A 19826-nucleotide genomic window follows, 5' to 3' on the forward strand; every position below is an offset into this window, starting at 1 on the left:
AGTGTGGCCGATGTCGATCAAACATGTTTTCAAGCGCACCGGCGGCTGGCTGTACCTGAACACGTCCATGGGTCGCCATCCATTGCGTGGCGCAGGCGTCATCCTGATGTTGCACCGGGTATTGAACAACGACCGCGCCGCCGAGCTGCCCCACCGCAACGAGCTGTGCGTGGGGCCCGAAGCGTTCGAACACCTGTTGATCTGGTTGCAACGGCATTTTGAATGCGTGCCCTTGATGACTTTGCTGCTGGCCGACCCGGAAAGCGCTCCGGACCGTCCTCGGGTGGCCCTGACGTTCGATGATGGCTGGCGTGACAACGCCATGAACGCCTTTCCCCTGCTGCGTCAGTACCAGGTGCCGGCGAGTATTTTTCTGTCCACCGATTTTGTCGGCAGTCGCCAGCATTTCTGGTGGGAAAGCATTGGCGAAACCCTGTGGGGCAGCCACGGGCAAGTAGCACGGCATTCGCTGATCGAGCACTTGCAGCACGTCGGCCGGCCGTTGCCGGTGCTGCTCGACGACATCGACGACGAGCGCCGCAGCCTGGCGCTGCTGCATTACCTGCAAAGCCTCAAGACGCTCGAACCAAGCACTTTGAGCGATCTCACCGAAGCCTGCCCGCAAGGCTCGCAACCCCAGGCGCTGGATTGGCCCCAGGTGCGTATGCTCGAAGATTCCGGGCTGATCCGTTTCGGCCCCCATGGCGCCAGCCACGCGATTTTGACCGGGCTGGACGATCAGCGCCTGCATGAAGAACTGACCCGCAGTTGGACCGCGCTGGAAAATGGCTGCGCCCAGCCGCTGCCGGTGTATTGCTACCCCAACGGTGACAATGATGTGCGCGTGCGCGAGCAGGTGGCGGCCCACGGTTTTCCGTTCGCCCTGGGCACCGAGGCCGGGCTGTATCGCCACGACGGCGACCCGTTGAACCTGCCGCGTTTCGGCGTCAGCCAGCGCAACGCCCATCACCCTGAATTGCTCGCCTGGCGCATTCGCCGAGGAGCCCGTCCATGAGCCGTGCACACTATCTCAAGCATTTGGCGCTAAGCATGGGCACGCGCCTGGCGATGATCGGCCTGCGGCTGTTGCGCAATGTGTTGCTGGCACGAATCCTGGGGCCCAGCGAACGCGGACTGTTCGCGCTGCTCAGCACCCTGCCCGACCTGATCAGCGCCGCCACCAGTGGAGGCCTCAATTCCGCGGTGGGTTACCAGGCGGCGCAGCAGCGCTCCATGGGTCTGTTGCTTTGCCAGGTGTTGGTTTTCGGGTGTCTGCTGGCCGGGTTGCTGACACTGTTGGTGGTGGCGCTGGCGCGTGAGTTCGGCGCTGAGCTGGACATCACCGCGCAGCTGGGATTGCTGGCTTGGCTGTTGTTGCTGGCCGTCCCCCTGACGGTGCTCAAGAGCGGCCTGCTGACATTGCACAATGCTTCCGGCGGCGTAGGCGCGTTCAATGCGCTGCGACTGATGGAATCCCTGGCGCCGTTGCTGCTGTTTGTAGCGCTGTTCTGGATGTGGCAAGACACGGCGCTGGAGGCGGCGCTGATCAGTTGGCTGGCGGGCCTGAGCCTGGTGGTGCTGGCCGGCTGGATGTGGTTGCGGCGCGATCATGTGGTCACCCTGCGCTGGGATCGCACCGGCCAGAACGAACTGTTGCGTTATGGCGCCCGTAGTCATCCGGACCTGTTGTTCCAGCAAGTGATGCTGCGCTCGGATTTTTTGTTCATTGGCGCATTGCTGGGCAGCACGGCGCTGGGTCACTACGCCATGGCCAGCGCCGCGGCCGAACTGCTGCTGATCGTGCCCGAAGCGGTCACCACGCCGCTGATGAAACGCCTGCTCCAGCAAGACACCGACATGCAGCGCCTGACCCCGCTGGCCTTGCGCCTGACTGCTACGGTGATGCTCGGTGCCTGCCTGGGCATGGCGCTGATTGGCGAATGGCTGATCATCACCCTGTTCGGCGCCGCCTATCAACCGGCGTACCCGGCGCTGTTGGCGTTGCTGCCGGGATTGTTCGGTCTGTGCTACGCCAGCATCTTGCGCCTGGACCTGCTGGGCAAGAACCGTCCCGGCACCGTTTCACTGCTGATGGGCGTGGGCGCGCTGCTGAATCTGGCCCTGAACCTGATCCTGATCCCGCGCTACGGCATCGTCGGCGCTGCCGCCGCTTCCTCGATCGCCTACCTGGGCGTGACCTTGGCGCTGCTGACAATGTACTGCCGTCTCAGCGGTGTGGCGCTGTGGCAGACACTGATCATCCTGCCCAGCGATTTGCTGCCGATGCGCCAGATGTTGTTGGGGAAATCCGCGTGAATATCGTCGCCCGCCAGACCGCCATCGCGAGCAAGCTCGCTCCCACAGGCGCCGGTTGCGTCCAGCCGAGTTCCCCTGTGGGAGCGAGCTTGCTCGCGATGGCGGTGGGTCAGCTTGCTGTGATGATGAAGCTAACCGCCTCTTCGCGAGAAGGCTGGCTCCCACAGAGGAAAATGGCCGCGGGTCTATGTCTTCTGGTATTGGCCACCTCGGCCCATGGCGCGTCCATGCACTGGACCAACATCCGCGACGGCAGCCTGTATCTGCAAACCGATCGCCCGGACCAAGTGACCGTCCGCTGGGTTCCGGCCTGGCAGGCCGAGGCCAATACCGAACACCTGTATCTGCTCAACGGCCAAGGCCGGTTAGTGGGTGAGCGCCTGGTCAAGGCTGCCCAAGTGCGCGGCGAGCAGCAATGGCCGCTGTTACCCGGGGCGGCGAGCTATCGGTTGGAGATCCCCGGCTACAGTTTCCGGCGCTATACGGTCGAACACGATGCCCGCACCCGCGCGCTGTTCGCCCCGGCCAAAGTGCACTTCAGCTCGGAAACACACGATGGTGATGAGCTTTATTTCAAAGTCGCAGCCGGTGAACAGGCTGTGCTGGCCGGCAAATTCCACGGCGGCGTGCGTGCGCTGCAAGCCCGGCGCGTTGCCGATGGCAAGCAGGTGCAACTGAACCTCAAGCCCTACCGGGCCTATTGGCAATTCGACACAGTGGCCCTGCCGGTGGCGGACGCGGACCAGGTCTGGCGCCTGCATCTGCAAGGCAACGGCAAGGCGGCGTTCTGGCTGGACGGCACCGCCAACCTGTTCGCCCAGGACCCGGCGCAACTGCAGCCGCTGCGCCAGGATCCGGGGCGAACCCACCTGACGCTTCACGCCGATGTACTCGGCACGACTCCAAAGCTGGGGATGTCCCTGCCCTACGTACTGCCTCCGCCCTCCAGCTACGCCGTGCTCGATGCGCTCAACCCCCGGGCGGCCAGCTATTACAGCCTCGTCGATGTCACGGCGGCCAAGGCCGATCATGAGGACGCGTTTCGACGTCTGTACCAGGATCGCTTTGGCATCACCCAAGACATCACTCTGCTCGCTGGCAGCCAGCGCAGGGCCGATCTGCAAGCCGACCGGACCAGCGGCAACGGGCTGCAAGCCTGGCTCGAATCAACCCGCGCCCTGGGCGGCAAAGGCATCCACTATCTCAGCTTTGCCGATGAGCCGAACCTCAACTATCCCGACTTCGACAGTTTCCAGCAGGTGTTCCAAAGCCTGTCCGCCCAGGTCCGCGCCAACCCTGCCAACAGCCGCGCCGGCGTCCGCATCGCCATACCGGCCAGTTCGCGGTTCACCAACGGTCCGTTGGCCGAGAACGCCGCAGACAAACGTGGCATCGACTGGGCACGACGGCTGCTGGAAACATCGAGCGCCCAGATCGACGCCCTGGCCTGGCATGAATGGATGATCCGCGACCTGCTGGCGACCCGCGTCTATCGCAACAGTGTTCGTCGGGCCGCCAACCTGGTGGGACTGGACAACCAGGGCCGGCCGCGCAAAGCCTTGCTGCTGGACCAGACCAATATGTCCAGCGGATCAAGCCTCAGCCCTTACGACCAGGAAACCCATTACGCCGCCCTGTGGTGGACGTCGGTGGCCATCAACGCCTCGGCCGACGGCTGGCTGGACATGCTCAACTGGTTCATGTCCGCCGACGAACCGGAGTACCCCAAGGGCATGGTGCGGATACTGGACAACCAACGCTTCGAGCTCAAGCCGGTGGGGTTGGTCCAGCAATTCATCCAACAGCATTGGCTCGGCCAGGTGCTGCGTCTGGACAACGATGCGTTTGAGGTCGATGCACTGGCCATGGCCAACGGCCTGGAGCGCAGCCTGCTTGGCGTGAACAAAAGCGTCCGGGCCCATCAAGTCAGCCTCGACGGCATGACCTGTCCGCAGCCCGGCGCTGCCCTGGTTTATTTCGGCCCGGACAACATCAGCCGCAACGTCCCATTCGAATGCAAAGCCGGCCAACTCGGTTTCCTTTTGCCAGGTGAAACCGTCTTCGCCCTGAGTTGGACGGCCTCTGTTTTTCCTCAACCCGCCACCCGTCAGGAGGCACCATGAAAGCTCTGCAAAAATTGCGCGACCGCATTCAGAAAAAAGGCTTGCGCTCGGTTATCAAACTGCTGGTACGCCGCTTCGTGTTTTTCCATTCGCGACTGGTATGGCTCGAACACGATGTAAGGATCCCGCTCAAACCGCATAACCTGCGGCCCTACCCACCGGTGCGCCGCGAGTTCATCACCGTCAGCAATGCCGATGCCTTCGCCACGCATTTCGGCGACCGTGTCGAAACCATGCGCGAGTTGGCAGCCGAAGGCTATACAGGGTTCATGTACCTGGATGACAAGGGCAACACCGTGGGGTTTGCCTGGGCGAGCACGCGAGACTATTTCGATCGCCATTTCTATCGCTGCTGGTTTCCGGTCAAGCCCGGTGAATACTTTCAGTTCGGTGGAGAGATGACCCGTGCCTACTGGGGTTCGCAGCTGTCGGCCGATGTCCAGGCCGACGTTTGGAAAGTCATGGCTGACCAGGGTTGCAACAAGATGGTCGATGTCTGCGACCTGGAAAACACCCCGGCGATCAAGATGCATATACGCATGGAGTTCGTGGAGCGTGGGCAGATCACCCATGTGTACTGCCTGTTTGGACGCTTTCGGTTTTTCCGCGATACGTTCTACACCGGCTCGGTACTGGACGCCTTCCGTAAACCGGCTCGGCCGGTTGCATCGACTGCGACGGCTTGATGCTCATGGCGATCCGGTTCCAATGGTATGGCTCTCTGAGCGCGGCGGATTTCCCTGTAACGGCTTTTGAACAGCTGCGCGCACAGGTGACCGACGCAACGCCGTTCAACACCTTGGCCTGGCTGCAAGCATCGGAGTTCGCGCTATTGCCCGACCAGCAGTTGCATGTTCTGCTGGGCTGGCAGGACCAGGACCTGCTGCTGTGCCTGCCATTGATCAGCGGACAGGAGCGTGTCGGCGGCCTGCGGTTCCGGGTCTTGCATCACCTGGGTTACCCCTTGGCCGACCGTATCGCCTTACTGGCGCGCCTGGACGCCGACGGCATGGGCCAGGCGCTGACGCAGATCCGCCAGTATTTACCGCATGCGCTGCTGCAATTGAACGAAGTGGTCGAGCCGGTGGGCGAGCAAAGCGTGCTCAGTGCATGGATGGCGATGAGCTCCACCGGGGAGCGGCGGCTCAGTTGCCGGGTTCCGGTGCACTTGATCAGTGCCAGCGATCACCAGGAAATTTCCGGCGACCCACGCTACAAGTTGCGCCGGGCGCGCAAGCGAATCGCCGCGTGTGGTGCACAGATTCGCCGCATCACGCCGGACGCCATCGGCATGGGGCCGCTGCTGCGGACCCTTGCCGAGGTGGAGGCCGCCAGCTGGAAAGGCGAGGAAGGCGTCGGCATCTTCGCCGACCCCAGGCGTCGGCAATGGATGAACCATGCCTTCACCGCCCTCGCCGCCCAAGGCCTGGTGCGGGTGGTGACGCTGGAGCTGAACGGCGAATGCATCAGCTATCGCCTGGGCCTGTTGGATCAAGGGCGACTATATGACTACAACCTGGCGTTCCTGCCACAGCACGCCGACCTGGGCAGCGGCCGCGTATTACTCGAGGAATGGATTCGCTGGGGGCTGGACGACAACTGGCGGTGGATCGACGCTTCACGGGTCAGCCTGGAAAATTCGAGCCATCAACTGCACGAACGCATGACCGGACAACTGGAACATTGGCGTTGGAGTTTCTATTCCTGGCAGCCCGATGGCCTGCTCATGGGATTCGCCTTGCGGCTATGGAAAAGCCTGAAGCCTTGGCTAGGCAAGCGCCGGGCCAGACCGACCGTGACGACGGCCTCGTCCTCTTCCAAGCGCCAGGAAAACACACATGCCTCGCCAAGTGATCATCAACGCTGACGATTTCGGACTCAGCCTCAGTGAAAACGAACTGATCCTGCGGGCGTTCGAAGCAGGCGTCATCAGCTCCGCCACCGCCATGGCCAACATGCCGGCCTTCGACCAGGCCTGTGAACTGTCCCGACACCCGTTGCTTGAAGGACGCATCGGGTTGCATTTCAATCTCAGCTACGGACCGCCACTAAGCCAGGCAATCAGGGCGCGACGGAGGTTTTGCAATGCCAACGGCGAATTCGACCTCAACCTGTCACGCTACTGCCTGCACTTGGGAGCGGCCGATCTGGCAGCGGTGCAAGCAGAACTTCAGGCGCAATGGCAGCATTGCCTGGACCGCGGCCTGCGCCCCAGCCACCTGGACTCGCATCAACACGTGCATAACATCTGGCCCGTCGGAGAACTGGTGGCACGCTTCGCAGCGCGACAAGGCGTGCCTATGCGCCTGGCACGCAACCTGGGGCCCAACCTGAGCGTGCCCAAGCGCATCTTCAAGACGCTGCTCAACCATCGTCTGCGCCAGCTCTGCGGCGCAACCGCCGATTACGTCTGCACCCCGGCGGACCTGCACCACGCCGCACCGCCGGTCCATGGCTCGCTGGAAGTGATTGTCCATCCACTGGAACTGGACGGGGATTTTGGCGATGCCAGCCTGGCGCCTGGCAATTCATTGACCCAAGTGCTTCAGCGGCGCCTGGCGGGGGTGCCAAAGGTCGGGTATGGCGAGAATGGCCGCAAGTTGGCGCTGGTTGAATTTGGGGATGTGCACTGATGGGGCACGTGGCGAGGGAGCTTGTTCCCTCGCCACGGTGGGGCGTGTGTCAGTGGTCCAGGCTTGCCCGCGCCAGCGAGGCGCGGCGATCGATGGCTTCGCGCAGTCGACGTTTTTGCTCCTCCCACACGTCGGCGTCGACCCGGGCCGAACGCATCAATGCGAGCATCGCTTGCTTGGCGTTGACGTATTCAGCCCATGCATCCCGAGCCTTGAGCCGGAGTCGTTCTTCATCGCTCATGTCCATGCGTCGCAGGGCCAAGGCGCATTCGTCCTTGATCAAGGGGCCCAGGGTCGTCTGGATCTTGTGCGGTGCCTTGAAACCTGCCGTACCGGCGACGATTTCCCGCGCCCGGCCCAAGCCCCACTCCAACGCCTGGCACAGCGGCTCGCGCATGCTCCGGTCATGGAATTGTTCGACCCAAACGGCGCCGTTCGGACGATAGACACAGACGAAGACCTGCGTGACGGACTGGTGATTGATCCTCGCCTGGACCTCGACATGGGTGCCGTCGTCGAGGATTTCTTCATGGTTGCGGCCCGGCAGCCGACTGTTCACCCAAAGCCAATACTGTGCGCTTCTACGTCGCATCCCGTCGCCCTCCCCTAAGGAACAGGCAGTAAGGCACACGGGTGGAGTAATTTCCAGTTGCGCAAAGCGCCCTCCGGACGAATGACAGGCTTGCCTAGCGGTCGAGCTTTTTCTCCAGTTGCGCCACCTCGTCCTGCAGTTTTTCGGCATCCTGCTCGTGGCTTTTGATCGACTTGGGCGTGATGGTCTTATCCACCTTGTCGGTCGCCGGATCGGGGTGGTGAACGTCGCGCTCCACTACTGGCACCGGGGCGCCGGTGGCATCCTTGGCGGGTGCATGATTGTCGGCTTGGGTTTGTCCTTTGGAATGTTCGTTCGTCATGGCGTCGTCCTCGGTAAGGATGGATATTGAGTTTCGAGTGGGACGAAACGGCGAGAGTTCGATCGGCTTGCACTCGCCCTCCCAAGGCAGAGCGAGGCACCCAGTGGCAAGTTGTCCGAAACTCCTGCGCGCCCCTGCGCGAATCTGCTAAAAGGCAACTTCTGTTACCCGTAGCGAATCGCATCGATGCCTTCTTTATTCTCTCGTCTCAAACAGCGCTGGCTGGCCTGGTCGTTCATGGTCGCGATAGTGGCCGGTCTGCCGGTGGGCTGTGCAGTGTTGCAACACAAGGAGCGCGAGCTGGTGTTTCGCATCGAGCCGGGGACGGCGAGCTGGTTCAGTGGCCTTCCCAGCGGTGTGCAGGAATTCGATCTCAAGCCCAAGCAGCTCAGGGCCGGGGAAAACATTCACGGCTGGTGGTGGCCGGCCGAACGCAAGGACGCGCCGGCCATCCTGTACCTGCACGGCGTGCGCTGGAACCTGACGGGCCAGTTGTTTCGCATCCAGCAGCTGAGGGCCTTGGGCTATTCGGTGCTGGCGATCGATTACCGTGGCTTCGGCAAAAGCCAGGGCGACCTGCCATCGGAATCCAGTGTCTACGAGGACGCGCGAATCGCCTGGGAGCGCCTCGAAACGCTGCAACCGGACCCGGCCTTGCGGCTGATCTACGGTCATTCACTGGGCGGTGCCGTCGCGGTTGATCTCGCTGCGGATCTGGCTCAGAAAGCCGCGAGCAGTGGCAGCGCCGTACCGGCCAGGGGCCTGGTGATCGAATCCACGTTTACGTCGTTGGGTGATGTCGCCACCGCGATGGCGGACACATCCTTGCCGGTGCGCTGGTTGCTGTCGCAGAAGTTCGATTCCATCGACAAGATCGGCCAGATCAACATGCCGCTGCTGATTGTCCATGGCGCCGCCGACCGCTACGTACCGCCGCGTTTCAGCGAGCAGTTGTTCAACGCCGCCCGTGAACCCAAGCGTTTGCTGTTGGTGCCAGGAGCCACGCACAACAACAGCATGAGCCTGGCGGGCCGCACGTATCGCCAGGCGCTGGATGCGTTGATGAAACCCCAGCCAACACCGGTGGCCAAACACGCTCAAGCAAGCGCCGCCAAGGCGGGTTGATGCGCAAATCCCACGGGGGATTGGTTTTGAGTTCAAACTCGCGAAAAAAAACGGCACCTTTCGGTGCCGTTTTCTCATTGCCGTGCAGCGTTATTTACGCGCCGCTTCCCACGATTTCAGCAGCTCGGTGTAGCTCACGGTTTCACCTTTAGGCTTCTCGTTCGCCAGTTTCGGCTTCGGTGCGCCCGGCTGATCGAACCAGTATTGCGCGTCGCGCTCAGGGTTCATCTTAGGTGCGCAGGTGGCTTGAGCCTTGGAGCGTTCCAGACGCGTCATGATCGCGTCCTGGTCCTTGGCCAAGCCATCGAGGGCTTGTTGCGGAGTTTTCTCGCCGCTGGCCGCTTCGGCGATGTGGCTCCACCACAACTGCGCTAGGCGTGGGTAGTCCGGCACGTTGGTCCCGGTCGGCGACCATTGCACGCGGGCCGGGCTGCGGTAGAACTCCACCAGGCCACCGAGCTTCGGCGCCAGGTCGGTCATCGCTTGGGAGTTGATGTCCGATTCGCGAATCGGCGTCAGGCCAACGATCGTCTTTTTCAGCGACACGGTCTTGGAGGTTACGAACTGTGCGTAGAGCCAGGCCGCGAGGCGCTGTTTCTCAGGCGTGGACTTCATGAACGTCCAGGAACCCACGTCCTGATAGCCCAGCTTCATGCCCTCTTCCCAATACGGACCGCGTGGCGAAGGCGCCATGCGCCATTTCGGCGTGCCGTCGGCGTTCACCACCGGCAGGCCCGGCTTGGTCATGTCGGCCGTGAAAGCGGTGTACCAGAAAATCTGCTGGGCGATGTTGCCCTGGGACGGTACCGGGCCGGATTCGGAGAAGGTCATGCCAGCGGCTTCCGGTGGCGCGTACTTCTTCATCCAGTCCACGTACTTGGTGGTGGCGAATACGGCCGCGGGGCCGTTGGTGTCCCCGCCACGGGTCACGCTGGAGCCCACTGGATGGCAGTCCTCGACGCGGATACCCCACTCGTCCACTGGCAAACCGTTGGGCAGGCCCTTGTCGCCGCCGCCGGCCATGGAGAACCAGGCATCGGTGAAGCGCCAGCCCAGGGACGGGTCTTTCTTGCCGTAGTCCATGTGGCCGTAGACGCGCTTGCCGTCGATCTCCTTGACGTCCTCGGAGAAGAACTTGGCGATGTCTTCATAAGCCGACCAGTTCACTGGCACACCCAGCTCGTAGCCGTACTTTTCCTTGAACTTGGCCTTCAGGTCCGCACGCTCGAACCAGTCGGCGCGGAACCAGTACAGGTTGGCGAACTGCTGGTCCGGCAGTTGATAGACCTTGCCGTCCGGCGCGGTGGTGAAGGAAATGCCGATGAAGTCCTTCAGGTCCAAGGTTGGCGAAGTGAAATTCTTGCCTTCGTTGGCCATCAGGTCGGTGATCGACTCGGTCTTGCCGTAGCGAAAGTGCGTACCGATCAGGTCCGAGTCGTTGACCCAGCCGTCATAGATATTCTTGTCCGATTGCATCTGGGTCTGCAGCTTCTCCACCACGTCGCCTTCCTGCAGCAGGTCGTGGGTCAGCTGGATCCCGGTGATTTCGTTGAAGGCCTTGGCCAGCACCTTGGATTCATACTCGTGGGTGGCGATGGTTTCCGACACCACGTTGATTTTCATCCCGCGAAACGGCTCGGCCGCCTTGATGAACCACTTCAACTCTTCGAGCTGCTGCTCGGCTGTCAGCGTCGACGGCTTGAATTCACTGCCGATCCATTTTTTAGCGGCGTCTTCATAGGCGTCGGCCCAGGCCGTAGCGCTCAGCCCGCTGAGTGCCAGCGCGGCTGCCAATGAAACGCTATGTCGCAGCTTATTGTTTTTATCGAACATAGAGACCTCCTGTTTGGGTTTAAGAGCCTGATCGTCGAGCGACTAGCCCCACCGCATCACTGCCAACAGCCACACCAAAGACAACGCGAACGCTATCCAGATGCTCCAGTCGGTGGCGCCGATCACCAGCAGATGCAGGTAGGCGCTACCGAGAAGACCGATAAACAACCGATCGCCACGGGTGGTGGCAATCGGCAGGAAACCACGCCGAGGGATACTCGGCGAACGCAGTTCCCATGTGGTCATGCCTATCAACAACAAGGCGATGACACCAAAAAACGCCGCCGTCGGGACGGTCCAGTTCATCCATTCCATCATCGACTCCTCAGACCCGGCCCAGGGCAAAGCCCTTGGCCACATGGTTGCGAACGAACCAGATCACCAGCATGCCCGGCAGGATGGTCAACACCCCCGCCGCCGCCAGCACGCCCCAGTCGATACCCGACGCCGACACCGTGCGCGTCATGACCGCCGCGATCGGCTTGGCATTGACCGAGGTGAGCGTGCGCGCGAGCAACAGTTCGACCCAGGAAAACATGAAGCAGAAAAACGCCGTGACACCGATGCCGGAGCCGATCAACGGGATGAAGATCTTGACGAAGAACTTGGGGAAACTGTAGCCGTCAATGTAGGCGGTCTCGTCAATTTCTTTTGGCACCCCGGACATGAACCCTTCGAGGATCCACACCGCCAGCGGCACGTTGAACAAGCAGTGAGCCAGGGCCACGGCGATGTGGGTGTCGAACAGGCCGATGGACGAATACAGCTGGAAGAACGGCAACAGGAACACCGCCGGTGGCGCCATGCGGTTGGTCAGCAGCCAGAAGAACAGGTGCTTGTCCCCCAGGAACCGATAGCGGGAAAACGCATAGGCCGCCGGCAACGCAACGCCCAGGGAAATCACCGTGTTCAGGCTCACGTAGTACAGCGAGTTGAGGTAACCGGTGTACCAGCTCGGATCGGTGAAGATCACCTTGTAGTTCTGGAAGGTGAAATCCTGCGGCCACAGAGACAGGCCGCCGAGGATCTCGGTGTTGCTCTTGAACGACATGTTCAGCAGCCAGTAGATGGGCACCAGCAGGAACAGGATGTAGATCAGCAGTGGAATCAGCTTTCTCTTGCTCATTTTGCGGGCCTCAACGGTTGGCGTCGGCGTGCGTCATGGCGGTATAGAACAGCCAGGACACCAACAGAATGATCAGGAAGTACACCAGGGAAAACGCCGCCGCCGGGCCCAGGTCGAATTGACCGATGGCCATCTGCGTCAGGGTCTGGCTGAGGAACGTGGTAGCGTTGCCCGGCCCGCCGCCGGTGAGGACGAACGGCTCGGTGTAGATCATGAAGCTGTCCATGAAGCGCAGCATCACGGCGATCAGCAGCACGCTTTTCATCTTCGGCAGCTGGATGTGCCGGAACACCGCCCAGTTGGACGCCCGGTCGATCCGTGCCGCCTGATAATAGACGTCGGGAATTGCCCGTAGCCCCGAATAGCACAGCAGAGCCACCAGCGACGTCCAATGCCAGACGTCCATCACCAACACGGTGACCCAGGCATCCATGGTGTTGGCCGCGTAGTTATAGTTAATGCCCAGCCCATTGAGCGTGGAGCCCAGCAAGCCGATGTCGGCGCGGCCGAAAATCTGCCAGATGGTGCCGACCACGTTCCACGGAATCAGCAGCGGAATCGCCAGGATGATCAGCACCAGGGACGACCACTTGCCTTTGGTCGGCATGGTCAGGGCAATGGCGATACCCAGGGGAATTTCAATCAGCAGCACGCACGCCGAGTAGATGAACTGGCGCAACAGCGAATCGTGCAGCCGTGGATCGAGCAGCACCTGCTTGTACCAGTCGGCGCCGACGAAATATCGGCTGGACTGGTCGAAGATGTCCTGCACCGAATAGTTGACCACGGTCATCATCGGGATCACGGCACTGAAGGCCACCAGCAGGAACACCGGCAACACCAGCCACCAGGCCTTGTTGTTCTGCACCTTGTTCATGGCTGCACCTCGCCCACCGGTTCAAGCAAATATTCATCGGCATAGACCATCAGCCATTGGCCCGGAAAACTGATGTACGCCGTGCCTTCCGGCACCGGCTTGTCTTCGGCCAGGCGCACTTTCAGCGGAGCGCCATCGAGGTTGAGGGTCAGGATCTTGTAGGTGCCCAGGTCTTCGACGTGGACCACGTCAGCGCGCATCGCGTCGTCGTAAGGGCCATCCCAGACGTGGACGAACTCCGGACGAATGCCGACCTTCAGGCTTTTGCCCTCGGCTTCGGCGACACGCCGTTGCAAGGTTTGCGACAGGGGCAAATGGGTCGACCCGAAGCCAACGCCACCGGGCTGCGCCGTGACCTCTATCAGGTTCATTCCCGGGCTGCCGATGAAGTAGCCGACGAAGGTGTGGCTCGGGCGCTCGAACAAGTCCCGGGGTGTGCCGAACTGCACGATCTGCCCGCCGTACATCACGGCGATCTTGTCGGCGAACGTCGAGGCCTCCAACTGGTCGTGGGTGACGTAGACCATGGTGATGTTGAACTGCTCGTGGATCTGCTTGAGCTTGCGCCGAAGTTTCCATTTCAGGTGCGGGTCGATCACCGTCAGCGGCTCGTCGAACAGAATTGCCGACACATCGTCGCGCACCAACCCACGGCCCATGGAGACTTTCTGTTTCTCGTCGGCGGTGAGGTTGCGGGCCTTTTTATCCAGTAGATTCTGCAGGTCCAGGACCTCGGCGATTTCCTGCACCTTGGTGTGGATCCGCGCCTCGGCCATGCCCTGGTTGCGCAGCGGGAATGCCAGGTTGTCGAACACCGTCATGGTGTCGTAGACCACCGGGAACTGGAACACCTGGGCGATGTTGCGCCGCTCCGGGGACAGTTCGTTGACGACTTTGCTGTCGAACATCACTTGCCCTTCGGAAGGGCTGAGCAAGCCGGAAATGATGTTGAGCAAGGTGGACTTGCCGCAGCCCGAAGGCCCGAGCAGCGCATAGGCACCGCCCTGCTCCCAGATGTGGTTCATCTCGCGGATCGCGTAGTCCTCGGGGCTCGCCGGGGTGCTGGTGTAGCTGTGGGCGAGGTTCTGCAAACGAATTTCGGCCATCAGGCAACCCTCGCAATACGCTGACCCGGGGCTTGGACCAGCTTGCCCTCGGCGTCGAAGACAAACAGTTTGTGGGTCGGAATGTAGATGCGGATCGGCGCGTCCACGTCGTATTCATGCACCCCCGGCAAATGCAGCACCAGCAGGAAATGTTCGTTGCGCACGTGCAGGAATGTCTCCGAGCCGCTGATCTCGGCCACCTCGACGGTCACCGCCAGTTCAAGGTCATCGTCGTTGCTCGGCACCAGGGAAATATGGCTGGGGCGCACGCCGAAACGGAACTCGCCCTCGCCCACCGGGCGCAGGTCGACGTTCAGCGGGAAATGCACGAAATTGGCGAAGCTGACCTCATTGCCAGCGATACGCCCCGGCATGAGGTTGATCGGTGGTTCGGAAAACAGTTCGGCGGCCAGCACGGTTTGTGGCTGGTGATAGACCGATGAAGACTTGCCGCTCTGGATCACCCGGCCTTCGTGAAGAATGGTCGTGGTGCCGCCCAAGGCCAGCGCTTCGTTAGGCTCGGTGGTGGCGTAGACGGCGATGGTATGACGGGCCTCGAACAGCTCGCGCATTTCCTGGCGCAGCTCTTCGCGCAACTTGTAGTCCAGGTTCACCAGCGGCTCGTCGAACAGGATCAACTCGGCGTCCTTGACCAGGGCCCGCGCCATGGCCGTGCGCTGCTGCTGGCCTCCGGACAATTCCAGAGGATGGCGCTTGAGGAATTTCTCGATCCGCAGCATTTTCGCGGTTTCCAGGACCTTGCCCTGGATGATCTCCTCGGCCACGCCTGCCTGGCGCAACGGCGAGGCGATATTTTCGAAAACGGTCATGGTCGGGTAATTGATGAACTGCTGGTAGACCATCGACACGTTGCGCAACCGCACCGGGCGCTGGGTGACGTCGACGCCGTTCATCAGGATGCGGCCGCTGTCGGGCTTGTCCAGCCCGGCCATCAAGCGCATGAGGCTGGTCTTGCCGGACAGCGTGCGGCCCAGCAAAACGTTGAAGGATCCGGGTTCGAAATTCAGATTGGCATCGTCGATCCAGGTCTGGCCTTCGACGGTGCGACAGATGTGCTCAAGCTTTAATGACATGGCTCGGCCTTTTTATTATTTGGAGTCAAGCGACCCAAGTAAGAAAGCGAAAGCCGTGCCAGAAATCATAAGCCACTGATCAGGCTGGTATTTCGTTTGATCCACTGAAAAAAGACGTTCACTGATGAACACAAGTGAACAACCATGAATGAACAACTGAACAACCAGTCGGTTGACAATGAACAATTTTGAACAACACTCAATGAACGCTTTCGGCTAGCCTGCCATGCCCTTGTGGGAGCGAGCTTGCTCGCTCCCACAAGGGCCGAACACCTATGTGGTGTTTGGGCCTGCCCCAGCACAAGGACTCTGTGCGAGACTTGCCACAACAATAAAAACAGCACCTGCGAGAGTGCCCCATGGCCGCACCTGCTCCTGCCTTGTCCCACGAGGCCATCATCCAGGCTTCCTGGTCCCGTTGCCGTGCCTTTGGCCTGAACCACCAGAGCGTGCCCGCGTTCGACCAACTGCCGGCCGAAGGTATTGCCCAGTTGTTGGAGAGCCAGCATTCACTGGTGCAGACCACTCACCAGGAAGTGCTGCCGTACTATGAGAACATCCTGAGCAACTCCAACTGCCTGATCATGCTGGCCGATAATCGAGGACAGGTCCTGACGTCCTGGGGTACCCAGCGCTTCATCGAACCGAAACTGGCCCATGGCTTCAGCGCCGGGGCGAGCTGGATGGAGCGCTGCACCGGCACCAACGCTATCGGCACAGCATTGGCTTGCGAGCAGGCCGTTCACATTGAACACGATGAACACTTCCTCAAGGCCAACCGGTTCATGACCGGCTCCGCCGCCCCGATCTTCGATGCCGAGCGCAAGGTCATCGCCGTGCTGGACGTCTCCAGCGACAGCTACCTGCCGCCCTCCCATACCCTGGGCATGGTCAAGATGATGAGCCAGACCGTGGAAAATCGGCTGATCCTCAACCTGTTTCGCGGTGAACATTTCCAGCTGACGTTCAACACCGGCCTGAACAACCTCGACAGCCAATGGGCCGGGCTGCTGATCTTCGATGAAAGCGGCCAAGTGCTCTCGGCCAACCGCCGCGCCGACAACCTGTTGGGCCTAAGCCTGTCGCGGGTGAGCATTGAAAGCCTGTTCAAGGTTTCGCTGATGGAATTGCTGAACCAGCCCGACGGCCTGCCGTTCGCCTTGCAGGCCTCCGGACGCAATCGGTTCCAGTGTGTGCTCAGGCGACCGAAACAGGTTTCGGTCAAGCCGCGCATCTTCGCCGAACCGGCGCCCTCGCCCACGCCAGCACCGGCCAATACCGGCATCAGCCTCAACTCGCTGCACTTCGGCGACAGCCGCGTGGAAAAAGCCGTGCGGCAGGCCGAGCGTTTGCTGGAAAAAGATATTCCGCTGCTGATCCACGGCGAGACCGGTGTCGGCAAGGAAGTGTTCGTCAAGGCTCTGCACCAGGCCAGCTCGCGCTGCCAACAGCCGTTCATTGCGGTCAACTGCGCGGCCATTCCAGCGGAGCTGGTGGAATCGGAACTGTTCGGGTATGAAAAAGGCGCCTTCACCGGCGCCAATCAAAAAGGCAGCATCGGCCTGATCCGCAAAGCGGATCGCGGCACGTTGTTCCTCGACGAGATCGGTGACATGCCCCTGCCGACCCAGGCCAGGCTGTTGCGGGTCCTGCAGGAACGTTGCGTGCAACCGGTGGGCAGCGCCGAGCTGTTCCCGGTGGACATTCGCATCATCTCCGCCACCAACCGTTCGTTGCGTGAACAGGTGCAACTGGGGCGTTTTCGTGAGGACCTGTACTACCGCATCGGCGGCCTGACCCTCGAACTGCCGCCCCTGCGCGAACGCAGCGACAAGCAGGCGCTGTTCAAACGCCTTTGGGAACATCACCGCGAACCGACCCAATGGGCCGGCCTGAGCCGTGAAGTGACGGATTTATTCGAGCGGCATCCTTGGCCCGGCAACCTGCGGCAAGTCAGCAGCGTGCTGCAAGTCGCCTTGGCGATGGCCGAGGAACAACCGATCCGCCCAGAGCACCTGCCCGACGATTTTTTTGTCGACCTGGACATGGAGCCGGTGGAAACGCCCGAACCACTGACGGTGGACCTCAACGATGCTGAAGACTTGAACCGCCAGTTGCAGGCCGTGGGCGGGAATATTTCGCATCTGGCGAGACGGCTGGGAGTCAGCCGCAATACCTTGTACAAACGCCTGCGGCAGCTGGAAAGCTGATAAATCCTATGGGAACGAGCTCACTCCCGCAGGGGGAAATGCGCTACCCGAGAACACCTGGAAAAAATGTGGGAGCGAGCCTGCTCGCGAAGGCGTCGGGTCAGCCAACCTCAATGCTGAATGACACACCGCTTTCGCGAGCAGGCTCGCTCCCACAGGTTTCATTTCCTAACTGGAAGCTCCGGCTCAGTCGAACGCACCGTTGAGCACTTCATAAATGATGCCAGTGGCAATCGCCACCAGGATCAGGTCCGAGCCGACCTGCTGCCATTCATAACCGTCATAGTGCGGCAAGCGTCCCAACAGCCGGCCATCGAGCTTCTTCGCAATGCCGGGGGGCAACGGCTTGCCTCGGGCCAGGTTTTTCTGAATGCCCGGCGGCAATGCCGGGCCGGGGCTCCAATAATCGCGATAACCGCCAATCACACCCAGGATGCCGCCACGATCGATGCTGGGGCCGTTATGCCAATCGCCACCACCTTGGTTGCCCTTGTTCCCAGGATTCCCTTGCCCCCCCTTGTTGCCCTGCCCGCCCTTGCCTCCTTGCCCTTGACCGGGACCTTGATCAAATTGAGCGTTTCCCTTGCCGTTTCCCGGGTCCGCGACAACAATGCCAGGGCTGGCCGCCAGGGCGAAACAGGTCACTGCGGCAATCAACGAGCGCGATTTGAACATGGCAGTTCTCTCGAAGAAGGGACATCCCCTGTAAAGATATAGAGACTGACGGTGATATTAGTTCCATATCACGCTGCGCGTCGCTTGCCTGGACCGGACAACCCCTGAACACCGCAATCAAGGAGCTTCATGCGCAAGGATTACCTGGCTTTTTTCGTCTCGATGTTCCTCTCGCGGTTGGCCGATCAGATCTTGCTGTTCATCGTCCCGCTGATTGTTTTCCAGACCACCAACAGCGTCTCCTGGGCGGGCCTGGCGTTCTTTGTCGAATCCTTGCCACGCTACCTGGCGTTCCCGATCTGCGGCGCGCTGTGCGACAAGTTTCCGCCGATTCGCATCCTGCATATCAGCCAGGTCTATCGCGCCGCAGCCTGCGGCGTCGCAGTCTTGCTCTATGGCGTCTTTGGCGGTGTCTATTGGATCGTGGCCCTGTCGGCCCTCTGTGGCGTGTTGACTACCCAAGGCATCATGGCCCGCGAAGTGGTCATGCCTTACATCTTCAAGCACTACACCTACACCAAGACGCTGTCCTATTCGCAAATCGCCGACCAGACCGGCTTGGTACTGGGCCCGCTGGTCGCAGCGCTGCTGCTTGAAGTGTGGGCGTGGCACTGGGTGCTGCTGGCGATCGCCGGACTGTTCCTGCTGGCAGACCTGGCCATGTTGTACTGGCAACGCACCAGCTCGGTCACCCTTGAGTCGTTCGAGCAACACCACGACCTCTGGTTGAACCCGCTGCGCATTGCCCTGGGTCACATCCGCAACTTGGCAGAACTGAAAAAAGTCATCAGCCTGGCGGTGGGCGTCAACCTGATCATTGGCGTCACCCTCGCCACGTCGGCGGCCATGGTCATCGGCCACTATGGCGCCGGAAAAGATGATTACGCCGGGTTGCAGGCGGCCGGTGCCGTGACCACCATCGTCATCCTGTTTCTCCTGGCCCGGGTCACCTTGCCTTTGAAACTTCTCGGCGCCCTCTCCTACACGCTGATTGCCGTCGGCGCTTTCATCACCGCGCTCAGCCCGAACATCTGGGGCTACGTCGTCGGTTTCCTGCTGATCGTCGGTTTCGACAAGATGTTCAACGTCTACATGCGCAGCATCCGTCAGCAGGTCATTCCCCCACAGGACTTTGGCAAGACCGTCGGCGTGATTACGCTGCTCAACAACCTGTCGCAACCGTTCGCGGGCTTGCTCGTCGCGGTGTTGGCGGCACCGGTGGGGACGCAGGAGGTGATTGTGCTGCTGGCGGTGGTCACCAGCCTGATCGGCGTCGGTGTGGTCGTGATGAACAGGCAATCAGCACAGGGGACAAGCGTCTACCGCACCGATTCAGATTAACCCTGCCGGAGCCTCGGCTTGTATTATCAGTGACTTATTCTTGAGGCATGGTTGCATCGTTGCCAGCGTCGATGCGCGTCTACCCACCATTCGTCACCTGTTAAATGTTGGAATCTACAGGCGGCCATGTCTGGCTCAGGGTTTGCACTGGCCTGTCTCAGCAGCCAAGAACGACATGATTCTGACGCGGCAGCACATTTATCAATGCTTGGTCAGCAAACGGAGATGTACCGTGTCAACTCTCAACGAAATCGCAGCGAACCACGCGAGAATGGCAAAGTTAAAGGAAGAAGAGTCGATGCGGTTGAGTGCGCTTCAGGGACAGGTGGTGGGAAGTTTTGAAATTCCGCCCATCGAGGCGCCACAGGAGATGTCGCTGCACTTCATGACGGGTATACAGGATCACTCGTTCGGGGAAGCGGCTGCGCTGAGTTTTTGACTGTTGACAGGGCG

Annotated in this window: 19 protein-coding genes; 10 read left to right on the forward strand and 9 right to left on the reverse strand. The window is 61.0% G+C overall.

Annotated features, from left to right (window positions below; genetic code table 11):
• Window positions 1-10: 10 nt before the first annotated feature.
• From J3P81_RS15940 to J3P81_RS15965, 6 genes are all read left to right on the forward strand, one after another.
• Window positions 11-1015: a polysaccharide deacetylase family protein gene (locus tag J3P81_RS15940; RefSeq protein ID WP_434559709.1), complete on the forward strand. Its 1005-nt coding sequence runs from the start codon at window positions 11-13 to the stop codon at window positions 1013-1015.
• Complete coding sequence (locus tag J3P81_RS15945; protein ID WP_434559711.1) at window positions 1012-2316, forward strand: lipopolysaccharide biosynthesis protein; 1305 nt, start codon at window positions 1012-1014, stop codon at window positions 2314-2316. The genes J3P81_RS15940 and J3P81_RS15945 overlap by 4 nt, the downstream gene beginning before the upstream one ends.
• A 227-nt stretch (window positions 2317-2543) precedes the next feature.
• Window positions 2544-4439, forward strand: a complete 1896-nt coding sequence (locus J3P81_RS15950; RefSeq protein ID WP_420765787.1) for a hypothetical protein — start codon at window positions 2544-2546, stop codon at window positions 4437-4439.
• Complete coding sequence (locus tag J3P81_RS15955; protein ID WP_420765786.1) at window positions 4436-5125, forward strand: N-acetyltransferase; 690 nt, start codon at window positions 4436-4438, stop codon at window positions 5123-5125. Before J3P81_RS15950 ends, J3P81_RS15955 begins: the two co-directional genes overlap by 4 nt.
• 5 nt (window positions 5126-5130) lie before the next feature.
• Window positions 5131-6306, forward strand: a complete 1176-nt coding sequence (locus J3P81_RS15960; RefSeq protein WP_434559713.1) for a GNAT family N-acetyltransferase — start codon at window positions 5131-5133, stop codon at window positions 6304-6306.
• Window positions 6278-7072 (forward strand): ChbG/HpnK family deacetylase, encoded by a 795-nt coding sequence (locus tag J3P81_RS15965; protein WP_434559715.1) that lies wholly within the window; start codon window positions 6278-6280, stop codon window positions 7070-7072. Before J3P81_RS15960 ends, J3P81_RS15965 begins: the two co-directional genes overlap by 29 nt.
• 49 nt (window positions 7073-7121) lie before the next feature.
• On the opposite strand, the gene J3P81_RS15970 is transcribed toward J3P81_RS15965, so the two are convergent.
• Together J3P81_RS15970 and J3P81_RS15975 are read right to left on the reverse strand one after the other, a co-directional pair.
• A complete protein-coding gene (locus J3P81_RS15970) occupies window positions 7122-7664 on the reverse strand; it encodes a hypothetical protein (protein WP_420765783.1) in 543 nt (180 codons plus the stop codon).
• A 94-nt stretch (window positions 7665-7758) separates the two neighbouring features.
• Window positions 7759-7986, reverse strand: coding sequence for a hypothetical protein (locus J3P81_RS15975; RefSeq protein ID WP_434559716.1), 228 nt, complete (start codon window positions 7984-7986; stop codon window positions 7759-7761).
• A gap of 186 nt (window positions 7987-8172) precedes the next feature.
• Here J3P81_RS15975 and J3P81_RS15980 point away from each other — a divergent pair, with 186 nt between their 5' ends.
• Window positions 8173-9111: an alpha/beta hydrolase gene (locus J3P81_RS15980; protein ID WP_434559717.1), complete on the forward strand. Its 939-nt coding sequence runs from the start codon at window positions 8173-8175 to the stop codon at window positions 9109-9111.
• A gap of 90 nt (window positions 9112-9201) precedes the next feature.
• On the opposite strand, the gene J3P81_RS15985 is transcribed toward J3P81_RS15980, so the two are convergent.
• From J3P81_RS15985 to J3P81_RS16010, 6 genes are read right to left on the reverse strand one after another with little or no spacing between them, the layout of a single operon-like run.
• Window positions 9202-10944 carry an ABC transporter substrate-binding protein gene (locus J3P81_RS15985; protein ID WP_420765776.1) on the reverse strand — a complete coding sequence of 581 codons (1743 nt, stop codon included), beginning with the start codon at window positions 10942-10944 and terminating at the stop codon, window positions 9202-9204.
• Window positions 10945-10986: 42 nt separating this feature from the next.
• Window positions 10987-11259, reverse strand: coding sequence for a DUF2160 domain-containing protein (locus J3P81_RS15990; protein ID WP_030142071.1), 273 nt, complete (start codon window positions 11257-11259; stop codon window positions 10987-10989).
• A gap of 10 nt (window positions 11260-11269) precedes the next feature.
• Window positions 11270-12070, reverse strand: coding sequence for a carbohydrate ABC transporter permease (locus J3P81_RS15995; RefSeq protein ID WP_420765775.1), 801 nt, complete (start codon window positions 12068-12070; stop codon window positions 11270-11272).
• Between the two features lie 10 nt (window positions 12071-12080).
• Window positions 12081-12947 carry a carbohydrate ABC transporter permease gene (locus J3P81_RS16000; protein ID WP_420765774.1) on the reverse strand — a complete coding sequence of 289 codons (867 nt, stop codon included), beginning with the start codon at window positions 12945-12947 and terminating at the stop codon, window positions 12081-12083.
• Window positions 12944-14053: an ABC transporter ATP-binding protein gene (locus J3P81_RS16005; protein WP_420765773.1), complete on the reverse strand. Its 1110-nt coding sequence runs from the start codon at window positions 14051-14053 to the stop codon at window positions 12944-12946. The genes J3P81_RS16000 and J3P81_RS16005 overlap by 4 nt, the downstream gene beginning before the upstream one ends.
• Window positions 14053-15147 (reverse strand): ABC transporter ATP-binding protein, encoded by a 1095-nt coding sequence (locus J3P81_RS16010; protein WP_420765772.1) that lies wholly within the window; start codon window positions 15145-15147, stop codon window positions 14053-14055. Before J3P81_RS16010 ends, J3P81_RS16005 begins: the two co-directional genes overlap by 1 nt.
• 359 nt (window positions 15148-15506) lie before the next feature.
• Here J3P81_RS16010 and J3P81_RS16015 point away from each other — a divergent pair, with 359 nt between their 5' ends.
• The gene (locus J3P81_RS16015; protein WP_434559719.1) at window positions 15507-17357 is read left to right on the forward strand and encodes a sigma-54-dependent Fis family transcriptional regulator; all 1851 of its coding nucleotides are present in this window, start codon (window positions 15507-15509) and stop codon (window positions 17355-17357) included.
• A gap of 186 nt (window positions 17358-17543) precedes the next feature.
• Here the strand turns inward: J3P81_RS16015 and J3P81_RS16020 are convergent, their stop codons facing one another.
• Complete coding sequence (locus J3P81_RS16020) at window positions 17544-18032, reverse strand: anti-virulence regulator CigR family protein (RefSeq protein ID WP_434559721.1); 489 nt, start codon at window positions 18030-18032, stop codon at window positions 17544-17546.
• 129 nt (window positions 18033-18161) lie between these two features.
• On the opposite strand from J3P81_RS16020, the gene J3P81_RS16025 reads away from it, so the two are divergent.
• Both J3P81_RS16025 and J3P81_RS16030 read left to right on the forward strand, forming a co-directional pair.
• Entirely contained in the window at window positions 18162-19373 is a 1212-nt protein-coding gene (locus tag J3P81_RS16025; RefSeq protein WP_434559723.1) for an MFS transporter, read from the forward strand.
• 232 nt (window positions 19374-19605) lie between these two features.
• Entirely contained in the window at window positions 19606-19812 is a 207-nt protein-coding gene (locus J3P81_RS16030) for a hypothetical protein (protein WP_420765768.1), read from the forward strand.
• Window positions 19813-19826: the final 14 nt, after the last annotated feature.

The organism is Pseudomonas sp. R1-6 (assembly GCF_051132115.1).
In the GTDB taxonomy this organism is placed as follows: domain Bacteria; phylum Pseudomonadota; class Gammaproteobacteria; order Pseudomonadales; family Pseudomonadaceae; genus Aquipseudomonas.